The sequence below is a fragment of the Micromonospora sp. URMC 106 genome, from assembly GCF_051386395.1.
Taxonomy (GTDB): Bacteria; Actinomycetota; Actinomycetes; order Mycobacteriales; family Micromonosporaceae; genus Micromonospora.
This window is the reverse complement of record NZ_JBPQTP010000075.1, coordinates 23,781-33,412: the sequence shown is the minus strand read 5'-3', so window position 1 is coordinate 33,412 and position 9,632 is coordinate 23,781. Positions and strand designations below refer to the sequence as shown.

10 protein-coding genes are annotated in these 9,632 nt (G+C 75.6%); 5 read left to right on the top strand and 5 right to left on the bottom strand.

Annotation, left to right across the window (positions count from 1 at the left end; translation table 11 throughout):
* Positions 1 to 39: 39 nt before the first annotated feature.
* Complete coding sequence (locus tag ACSNOB_RS21770) at positions 40 to 396, bottom strand: DUF3099 domain-containing protein (protein WP_393105288.1); 357 nt, start codon at positions 394 to 396, stop codon at positions 40 to 42.
* A gap of 106 nt (positions 397 to 502) precedes the next feature.
* Between ACSNOB_RS21770 and ACSNOB_RS21765 the strand changes: the two genes are divergently transcribed.
* Positions 503 to 790, top strand: a complete 288-nt coding sequence (locus tag ACSNOB_RS21765; protein ID WP_245724613.1) for a hypothetical protein — start codon at positions 503 to 505, stop codon at positions 788 to 790.
* A 13-nt stretch (positions 791 to 803) separates the two neighbouring features.
* Complete coding sequence (locus ACSNOB_RS21760) at positions 804 to 1,115, top strand: hypothetical protein (protein WP_350681320.1); 312 nt, start codon at positions 804 to 806, stop codon at positions 1,113 to 1,115.
* Positions 1,116 to 1,241: 126 nt separating this feature from the next.
* Here ACSNOB_RS21760 and ACSNOB_RS21755 read toward each other — a convergent pair whose 3' ends face one another.
* The 4 genes from ACSNOB_RS21755 to ACSNOB_RS21740 all read right to left on the bottom strand — a co-directional run bounded on the left by ACSNOB_RS21755 (position 1,242) and on the right by ACSNOB_RS21740 (position 6,322).
* Complete coding sequence (locus tag ACSNOB_RS21755; RefSeq protein ID WP_436688301.1) at positions 1,242 to 2,489, bottom strand: low temperature requirement protein A; 1,248 nt, start codon at positions 2,487 to 2,489, stop codon at positions 1,242 to 1,244.
* 55 nt (positions 2,490 to 2,544) lie between these two features.
* Positions 2,545 to 3,120: an HhH-GPD-type base excision DNA repair protein gene (locus ACSNOB_RS21750; RefSeq protein ID WP_436688300.1), complete on the bottom strand. Its 576-nt coding sequence runs from the start codon at positions 3,118 to 3,120 to the stop codon at positions 2,545 to 2,547.
* Between the two features lie 182 nt (positions 3,121 to 3,302).
* Positions 3,303 to 3,974, bottom strand: coding sequence for a response regulator (locus tag ACSNOB_RS21745; RefSeq protein WP_436688299.1), 672 nt, complete (start codon positions 3,972 to 3,974; stop codon positions 3,303 to 3,305).
* Complete coding sequence (locus ACSNOB_RS21740) at positions 3,971 to 6,322, bottom strand: histidine kinase (RefSeq protein WP_436688298.1); 2,352 nt, start codon at positions 6,320 to 6,322, stop codon at positions 3,971 to 3,973. The genes ACSNOB_RS21745 and ACSNOB_RS21740 overlap by 4 nt, the downstream gene beginning before the upstream one ends.
* Before the next feature lie 135 nt (positions 6,323 to 6,457).
* Here ACSNOB_RS21740 and ACSNOB_RS21735 point away from each other — a divergent pair, with 135 nt between their 5' ends.
* The 3 genes from ACSNOB_RS21735 to dtd all read left to right on the top strand — a co-directional run bounded on the left by ACSNOB_RS21735 (position 6,458) and on the right by dtd (position 9,571).
* The gene (locus ACSNOB_RS21735; protein ID WP_436688297.1) at positions 6,458 to 7,513 is read left to right on the top strand and encodes a CPBP family intramembrane glutamic endopeptidase; all 1,056 of its coding nucleotides are present in this window, start codon (positions 6,458 to 6,460) and stop codon (positions 7,511 to 7,513) included.
* Between the two features lie 151 nt (positions 7,514 to 7,664).
* Entirely contained in the window at positions 7,665 to 9,149 is a 1,485-nt protein-coding gene (locus ACSNOB_RS21730) for a DUF7782 domain-containing protein (protein ID WP_436688296.1), read from the top strand.
* On the top strand, positions 9,149 to 9,571 hold the full coding sequence (gene dtd / locus ACSNOB_RS21725) for a D-aminoacyl-tRNA deacylase (RefSeq protein WP_436688295.1): 423 nt from the start codon (positions 9,149 to 9,151) through the stop codon (positions 9,569 to 9,571). Before ACSNOB_RS21730 ends, dtd begins: the two co-directional genes overlap by 1 nt.
* Positions 9,572 to 9,632: the final 61 nt, after the last annotated feature.

Genomic DNA, 9,632 nt, shown 5'->3' with positions numbered 1-9,632 from the left:
GTTGGGGTGAGGGCCGGGGGGTTGGGGGGTGGGGGCCGGTCAGGGTTCGGCGTCGATGATCTTGTACGGCCGCTCCTCGGCGGTCAGGCTCATCGGCGGGGTCTCGTCCCGGTGTCTCGGCTGGAACCGGTTCGCCAGCCGGTGCTGCTCCTTCGGCGGCCGGTCGTTGGCCAGCAACACCGCCAGCCACGGGATGAGCACCATGCCGAGGGCCACCAACGGCAGCCAGAGCCAGAGCAGCGGGGCCTGCACGCCCACCAGGACGGCGCCGACGATCACGCAGGCCACCCGGATGCCCATCATCAGCACGTAGCGCTTCTGACGGCTGGTGAGCTGGTCGTCCTGGCTGCGCGAGGCGTCGGTGATCAGGATCGGCTGGTACGCCTGACGCTTCACCACGGACCTCCTCGAGGGGGTTACCCCTCATCCTGTCACCTCCGGAGCGTGATCAGCGAAAATCGCTCCGGTCGGCTGCGTGTTACATCCGTGGTACGCTCCCGCCGTGGGCAGCAGGTTCAGCTTCACCGACGAGGCGTTGGCCAACCTGAGGGTCTACGACGTCACGCCCGGGGAAGTCTGGGAGGCGCTGCACAGCACCCGCCGGGTGATCCGTCACCTGGGCGACGACGTGATGGTCGTCTACGCCGCCGCCCGCCGGGGGCGCCGGCTGGCCGTGCTGCTCGCCGAGGCCGACGGCACCGACAACGACTGGGACATCCTCTCCGCCCGCGAGCTGAGCGACGCCGAGGCGAAGCGCTACGACGAGGCCGTGCGGAGATCTCGCCGATGAGGAGGCGGTGACGATGAACCGTAACGACGCGACCAAGCAGTTCCACAGCGGCGGCGACCGGCTCGCGGAGCTGATCGACGAGAGCCAGCCGGTGGAGCTGCCCACCCCCGACACCGACACGCCCATGGTCAGCCGCTCGGTGCGCCTGCCGCTGGAGACGTACGAGCGGGTCCGCGCGGCCGCCGACGCGCGCGGCATCGGGGTCACCACGCTGATGCGGCAGTGGATCGAGGCCGGCCTGGCCGACCTGGACGACTCGGCGACGGTCTCCCTCGCCGACGTGCGGCGGGCACTGGCCGCCCTGTCCCGGCCGACGGCCGCCTGACGACACCGCGGGTCGGAGCCCACCACGGCCGCCGCCCGACGGCACCGCGGGTCGAGACCCACCCGAGCACCGCCTGACGGCTTCCCGCGTCGGACCCCACCGCAGCCGCCGCCTGGCCCCCGACGCTCAGGGGGCCGGGTGGAAGTCCCCTCCTCCGCCCCCGGCCTCGCCGTGCAGGAGCGGCGAGGCGGGCATCTCCGGCGCACGATCGCGGCTGCGCCACGCGTCGGCGAGCGCGACCCCGGCCAGCACCACGGCGACCACCGCCTGCGCCGCCATCGGCGAGCCCAGGACGAGCGCCGGCGCCAGCAGGAGCAGCGCCAGCAGGCCGCCCGAGCGGGACCAGGACACCCGGCCGAAGATCTCGTACTCGAAGCGCGCCCGGCCGAGAAGGAAGATCGCCGGGCCGCCGACGACGAAGACCAGCCAGGCCGGGTCGATCCGACCGTACGGGTGCGCGATCACCAGTTCGTAGCCGACGGCGGTGCTCAGCACGCCGACGACGATGACCAGATGGGTGGCGGCGACGGAGGCGCCGACCCGCCCTGGCGACCGGGCCACCCGCAGCGCCTCGGCGAGCAGGTGCCCCGCCCGGTGGAAGTAGATCCGCCACAGCAGCGCCGTGGTGAGGAACGCGATGGTGAAGGCGCCGGCCCGGTCGGCGGTGAAGACCATGCCGCTGTACGTCAGCCCGATCACCAGGATGCTCTCCCCCAGCGAGATGAGGAAGATCTGCTGGTAGCGGTCGGCCAGATGCTCGCCGGCGATCAGCCAGCCGGACGCGCGAGCCGGCCCCAGTCGGGGCAACGGCCAGCCGAGCACGAGGCCGGTGCCGTCGACGGCCAGCGCGAGCACCCACAGCGGCAGGCGCAACTGCTCCGGCGCGAACACCCCGGCCAGCCAGGGCACGGCGCCCACGGCCGCCCAGGCGGCGAGCCGCAGCGGTACCGTGCGGCGCGGGTGACGACGCAGCGCCACGGCGACGACCGACGGCCGGCCGATCATCACCGCCAGGTACGCGAGCACGAACGGCAGGGCCCGCTCCTCGAACGCCCCGGGCAGCGCCACCGCCATCACCATGGCGCCGAACATCGACCCCACCACGACGAACTGGATCACCGACCGCTCCGGCTCGTACCGGCTGGTGACCCAGACGGTGATCGTCCAGAGCAGCCAGAGGGCGAGGAAGAGCACGCCGGTGCGCACGATCTCGGCGGCCAGCCCGGCGGCGGAGTCCCCCGCGCCGTCGACCAGGCGCAGCGAGACCCGGGTCAGCGCGAAGACGAAGACCAGGTCGAAGAAGAGCTCCAGGAAGGTGGCCCGGGTCGAGCTGACCTCCGGACGCAGCAGCTGCCCGCCGCGTTGGTCCGTCATCGGCTGCCTGTAGTCGCCATCCTGGCTACAACGACCGGCGCCACGGTCGGTTGCGTCAGCCCCCGCCGGCCTTCGCCGCCGCCTTCATCTGCTGCTTGTACTCGCGTACCCGGCGCAGCGAGTCCGCGTCGACGACGTCCGCCACCGACCGGTGGGCGTCCACGTCGCCGTACCCGCCGGCGGCCTCTCGCCAGCCCTCCGGCGTGACCCCGAACCGCTTGCCGAGCAGGGCGACGAAGATCTGCGCCTTCTGCCGGCCGAAGCCGGGCAGGTCGGCGACGCGGCGGAGCAGCTCCCGGCCGTCGGCGACGCCGGACCAGAGCCCGGCTGCGTCGCCGTCGTAGCGCTCCACGAGGACCCGGCACACCTCCTGCACCCGGGCCGCCATCGCCTTCGGGAACCGGTGCAGCGCCGGCGGCCGGGCGAACAGCGCCACCAGGGCCTCGGGGTCGTGGTCGGCCAGTTCCCGGGCGTCCAGGTCGTGCCCGAGCCGCTGCGCCAGCACGTACGGCGACGAGAACGCCTTCTCCATCGGCACCTGCTGGTCGAGCACCATCCCCAGCAGCAGGGCCAACGGATCCCGGTTGAGCAGGTCGTTGGCCTCGGGTTCGATCGGCAGGGAGAGCGTCATGGGTCCATCCTGCCGTCGGCCGTACGGCTCCGGCGGCAACGCGCCGCAGGTCCCGACGCGTGGTCACGGAGCAGCGGGTGATGACGCGTAACCCCGCGCCGCCGGTGGACCGGCGCCGGCCCCCCTCGCCGGGCCGGCGTGTCCTTGGCGGCGTGGGCGCTCGGCGTGCCGGGCTGGCGACCCTACGCGGGTGGCCGCCGGGTGCCGGGCCGGACGAGCCCGAGGTCGTAGGCGAGGATCGTCGCCTGCACCCGGTCCCGCGCGCCCAGCTTGCCCAGCAGGGCGTTGACGTGCGCCTTCACCGTGCCGGTCGCTACTCCCAACTGCGCGCCGATCTCCGCGTTCGTCAGCCCGGTCGCCAGCCGGACGAGGACCTCGCGCTCCCGTGCGGTCAGCGCGGCCAGCTCGACCGGCTCCGCCGGCGGGGTGAGAGCCCCGGTGGCGAAGGCGTCGATCAGCCGGCGGGTGACGGTGGGGGCGAGCAGCCCGTCGCCGGCGGCCACCACCCGGATCGCGTGCAGCAGATCGGCCGGCTCGGCGTCCTTGAGCAGAAAGCCCGAGGCGCCCACCCGCAGCGCCTCGAACACATGGGCGTCCAGGTCGAAGGTGGTCAGCACCAGCACGCGGGGGCCGGCCGGGTCGGCGGTCAGCCGGGCGGTGGCGGTGAGGCCGTCCATCCCCGGCATCCGGATGTCCATCAACACCACGTCCGGTCGGCTCCGGTCGGCCTGGTCGAGCGCGTCGGCGCCGTCGGCGGCCTCCCCGACCACCGTCAGGTCCGGTTCGGCGTCGACGATCGCCGCGAACCCGGCCCGGACGACCGGCTGGTCGTCCACCACCAGCACCCTGATCATCGCGCCCCCTCCGGCACCCGTTCCCGCCGCTGCCCGGGCCGGGCGGCGGAAGCCACGGGGACCGGCGGCAGCGGCAGCCGCGCCCGCAGCTCGCCGCGGCGCAGCGCGAGCCGGCCGCCGAGCGCGTCGACCCGGGCCCGCAGTCCGGCGACGACCAGCGGGTCCGCCGCGGTGGGCAGGCCCGTGACCGACACCCGCAGCTCACCGCCCGCCAGCCGCAGCACCACCCGGGCCGGCCCGACGCCCGCGTCCAACGCGGCCTCCACCAGCCGGTACGCCGACACGTCCACGTCGGTCGGCAGGGCCGGCACGGTCGCCGGCGCGTCCAGCACGACGTCGCGACCGTCCGCCTGCCGCGTCGCGCAGAGCCCGCCCACGTCGGCGAGGGTCGGTTGCGGACCGTGCGGCGTCGGCCGCTCGTCGGCACGCAGATCGTCCAGCAGGCCGCGCATCGCGGCCAGCGTGGCCCGTGCCTCGACCAGGATCTCGGCGAGCCGGCCCTCATCGGCGACGACCACCAGGCGACCCGCCCGGTCCAGCACCGCCGAACGCAGTCCGGCGCCGACCCGCTCCCGCTCGGCCCGCGCGGCCGCCACGGCCCGGGCGGCCGCCGCGGCGAGCGCGTCGTCCTCCCGGCTGAGCACCCGCCGCCGCCGGCTCCGGACCAGCGCTCCACCGCCCCAGGTGAGCAGCATCGGCGCCAGCAGCAGCCCGGCGACGAAGACGGTCATGAAGACGGTGACGGGAACGTGCACGGGCTCCCCCGCGATCGAACCATCCGCCGCCGCCGTACCGACCAGGCCCACGGCGAGCACCGTGGCCGCCACCGGCGCGGCCAGCCACGTGGGGCCGGCCCGTCGGGCGTACGCGGCCACGGCCCAGACGGCGGCCACATCGGCGAAGCCGGCGGTCAGCAGCACGAACTCCGCGCCCCGGGGCAGCCCGACCAGCAGTGCGGTGACCGGCCAGAGCAGCGCGGTCCCGGCGACGCCCGCGAAGGCGACCCACGGTCGGCGGCACCGCCACCCGAGCGGCGCGGCGTGCGCCACGGAAAGCAGCAGGAACTGGAGCAGGACGATGGGGTCGCGCAGCCCCGCCAGTTCGGCGTCGGCCTCCACCGAGACGAGGGCCATGGCCACCGGAAGCACGAGCGCGTTGCCGACCAGCGCGGCGGTCACCAGGGACCGGCCGTTCTCCGACCGGACCGGCGACGGCAGGCTGCCGGTGTCCGCCCCGACCGGCAGCCGCGCCTCGACCCGCCAGCCGTCGCCGTCCGGGCCGGCTCGCAGGGTGCCGCCCAGGGCGGCGACGCGCTCCCGCAGGCCGCTGATCCCCCGCCCGGCGCCGAGTGTGAAGGGGGCCGTCGGCCCCGGCACGCCGGTGTCGGCGACCGTGACGGTGACGGTCACGGCATCGACCGCGACCCGGACCGAGGCGTCAGCTCCGGCGGCGTGCCGCACCACGTTGGTCAGGGACTCCCGGACGACGGCGTGGACGACCTCGGCCAGAGCGGCCGGCGGTTCCGGACCGGCCCGGTCCAGGCGCACCGGCTGGCCGAGCCGGTGGAAGCCGGCGACCAGGTCGTCGAGCCGCCGCCGCAGCGGCCGGTGCGCCTCGGTGTCGTCGCTCATCACCGCGACCAGGCGGCGCAGCGCGACCAGGGTCTCCCGCCCCGTACGCGCCGCGAACTCCACCGCCTCCGCGGCCAGCTCCGGACGCCGGGCCGCGAGGCGCTCGGCCGCTCCCACCGTCACCACGATGGAGGTAAGGTGGTGGGCGCTGACGTCGTGCAGCTCCCGGGCGAGCCGATGGCGTTCGGTCTCCGCCGCCTGACGGGCCTCCGCCTCGACGGCGACGAGCCGGCCGGCCACCGCCGCCCGGCCGGTCACCCAGTGCCGGCGGCTGCGCCCGAGCCCCGCGGCCAGCAGGTAGCCGAGCACGGCGACGACGACCTCCCCCAGGTAGGCCGCGGCGGTGTCGAAGCGGGGCAGGTTGACCGACGCCACCCACAGGGCGCTGGCGGCCAACGCCACCCGCACGGCCCGGCCGGGCGCCCGGACGGCCACGGACCAGATGGCGACCAACTCGGCGAGGCTGAGCACCAGCAGGTCGTCGGGAGAGGCGCCCAGCCGTCCGAGGGTCTGCGCGGCCAGGACCACGCCCAGCGCCGGGAGCGGCCGGCGCTGCCGCCAGCCCAGCGCCAGGAGGGTGATCACGGCGGCGACCAGACCCGTCGAGAGCGCGGTCACGTCCGGTGCGTCACCCCGCAGCAGCGGCAGGCCGGGCCAGAGCAGGAGCTGGGCGCCGACCAGCGCCGACGGCAGCAGCCAGGTCCGCAGGAAAGTCATGATGAAAGCAACCCTACGTAGGCCCGCCAACCGGTCACGTCGCCCGCTGGCACGAGGTGGCCTATACCCCAGGGTGGGTGCGATTTCGGTCCGCACGTCGACCCGTCGGCCCGTCGGCGGCGGCAGGCTTGCCCCATGATCAGTACTACTCCACCGGGTGCCCCGTACCACCGACTGGCCCGGACCGGCCGGCAGCGGTGGTGGCGGCCGGTCGTCGGCGTCCTCGCCCTGCTCGGCGGGGCACTGCTCGTCGGCTGCGCACTCTTCGGCGTCGCCGCCGTCGTGGCCGGGATCACCGATACGCCGACGGACGCCGACGGGCTGCCCGTCTTCGGTCCCGTCGTGGACACCGCCCTGCTGGTGCTGTCGGTGGCGGTGGCCCTGCCGCTGACGATGGCCGTCACCCGCTGGGTGGAACGCCGGCCGGCCGGCGGCCTCTCCTCCGTGCTCGGCCGGGTGCGGTGGCGCTGGCTGGGCACCTGCCTGCTGACGGCAGCCCCGGCGATCACGGTCATGCTGGTCGGCACCCAGCTGATCCTGCTGGCCACCGGGGACGAGATGACCCTCGTCGGCCCGCTCGACGCCTGGGTCGGCTGGCCCGCCTTCGCCGCCGGCCTGCTGATGATCGTCGCGCTGGTCCCGTTCCAGGCCGCCGCCGAGGAGTACCTGTTCCGCGGTTGGCTGCTCCAGGCCTTCGGGACCTGGCTGCGCTCGCCCTGGCCGGGGATGGTCGTGCAGGCGGTGCTCTTCGCCGCGGCACACGGCTGGGGCACCGCCTGGGGCTTCGCCGACCTGGTCGTGATGGGCCTGCTCTGCGGGTGGCTCGCGGTGCGCACCGGCGGCCTGGAGGCCGCCGTCGCGTTGCACGTGGTCAACAACGTGAGCGCGTTCGGGCTGGCCGCGGCGTTCGGCGGGCTGACCGTGGACGAGACGATGGCCGACGCGCCATGGCAGCTGGTGCTGGTCGACGTGCTCGTGCTGCTGGCGTACACCTGGCTGGTGGCGCGGGCCGCCGACCGGCGCGCGCTGGCGACGGTGGCGCCCGGCGCCGGATCCCCCGACCGTCCGGGCAGCGGATCGCCGGGCCGACCGGGCGACGGATCTCCGGGCGGTCCGAGCGGCGAACCGGGGGCCGACGGCGGACCGGCGCATCCGGGCGGGCGGTCCGCGTGCCCGGTGGGGGTCGGTTGACGGCGGCCGGCCGGCGGGCCGGCGCCGGGGCGGCGTCGGTCACGCCACGGGTGAGGACGTGGCCGCCCGGGTGACCGGACGCCGGGGACGGCGGCCCGCCGATCTCCCGGGTGGTCGAACCCCGGCGCGCGGCGGCAGGCAGGATGGCGACGTGGACGGACACGACATGTTGCTCTCCCCCGCCGGGGTCGAGGCGCTGCGGACCGCGCTGACCCGGGCCGGTTACACCTCGAACGGGATCGCCGCCCGGCTCGGCCCGCAGGCCACCGGAGGGGTGGCCCGCAACGACTTCCGGGCCGCGCTGCGCGCCACCGAGGACCGCGACCCGCTCGGCACGCTGATCCGGGTGTTCATCTGCGAGCAGACCGAGCCGGAGGCCGCCGTGGCCGCCGCGCTGGCGCCGCTGTCGCTGGCGGAGGCGCTCGCCGGGGGCCTGGTCGAGCGGCACGGCGACGGGCTGCGGATGGGGCTGGACCTGGAGCCGTACGGGGACGACTGGTGGGTGCTCGCCGACGTGCCGGCGAGCGCCCGGCCGGGCCGCCCGCTGCACGCCGAGCACGTGCTCGGCATCGGCGGGGCGACCCAGACGCTGATCGGCGCGACCGTCCGCCGGCCCGTGGAGACCGCACTGGACCTGGGGACCGGCTCCGGCGTGCAGGCGCTGCACCTGGCCACCCACGCCCGGCGGGTCACCGCCACCGACGTCTCCGAGCGGGCGCTGCGCTTCGCCGCCACCACCGCCGCGCTCAACGGCCAGGACTGGGAGCTGCTCCGCGGCGACATGGTCGCCCCCGTCGCCGGACGCCGCTTCGACCTGGTGGTGAGCAACCCGCCGTTCGTGGTCGGGCCGGGCACCACCACGCACGTCTACCGCGACTCCGGCCGGGTCGGCGACGCGATCGGCGCGGAGCTGGCCGCCGCCGCGCCCGGCCTGCTCACCGAGGGCGGCACCATGCAGTACCTGGCCAACTGGGTGCACGTCGCGGGCGAGGACTGGACCGAGCGGGTGACCGGCTGGTTCGCCGGCACCGGGTTGGACGCCTGGGTCATCCAGCGGGAGGTGGCCGACCCGATGGCGTACGTCAACCTGTGGCTCACCGACGTCGGCGAGGCCGCCGACCCGCGCCGGATGGCCGACTGGCTGGACTGGTTCGACGCGCACAAGGTGGAGTCGATCGGTTTCGGCATCGTCTCGCTGCGCCGCTCGGGCCACGACGACCCGGTGGTCCGGGTGGAGGAGTTGCGCCAGCGGGTGCAGACCCCGCTCGGCGACCGGATCGGCGCCTGGTTCGACCGCCAGGACTGGCTCCGCGCCCGCGACACCGACGGCCTGCTCGCCGCGCGCTACCGGGCCGCCGACGGCCTCCAGCTCCGGCAGGAGGCCACGATGGGCGACGAGGGCTGGGCGGTGGACCGACAGGTGCTCGCCATGCCCCACGGGCTGCGCTGGACCGAGGAGATCGATCCCCTGGTGCTGGCCCTGGTCGGCGGGGCCGACGGGCGGCTGCCGCTGCGCGACCAGCTCGCCCTGCTCGCCGCCGCGCACGACGTCGCTGCCGAGGAGTTGGCCGAGGCCGCCGGCCCGATCGTGGCGCACCTCGTCGAGCGCGGCTTCATCGAGCCGGTGACCGGCTGATGCGGGCCGTGGTGCAGACCGTCGGGCGGGCCGCCGTGACGGTCGACGGCGAGGTGGTCGGCGCGATCGACGACGGGCTGCTCGTGCTGCTCGGGGTCACCCACACCGACACCGTCGAGACCGCCGGCACGATGGCCCGCAAGGTGCACGAGCTGCGCATCCTCGACGAGGAACGCTCCGCCGCAGACACCGGCGCGCCGATCCTGGTGGTCAGCCAGTTCACCCTCTACGGCGACGCCCGCAAGGGCCGCCGTCCGAGTTGGACCGCGGCGGCCCCGGCCGAGGTGGCGGAACCCCTGGTGACGGCGGTGGTGGAGGCGCTGCGCGCGCGGGGCGCCACGGTGCAGACCGGGCGCTTCCGCGCCCACATGCTGGTGGAGAGCGTCAACGTCGGTCCACGTACGGTGCTGCTCGAACTCTGACCGGCGCCACCGGAGCCGGGCCTCGCCGCGATCCAGACGCCGGCGACGGCGGCCGGCCCGG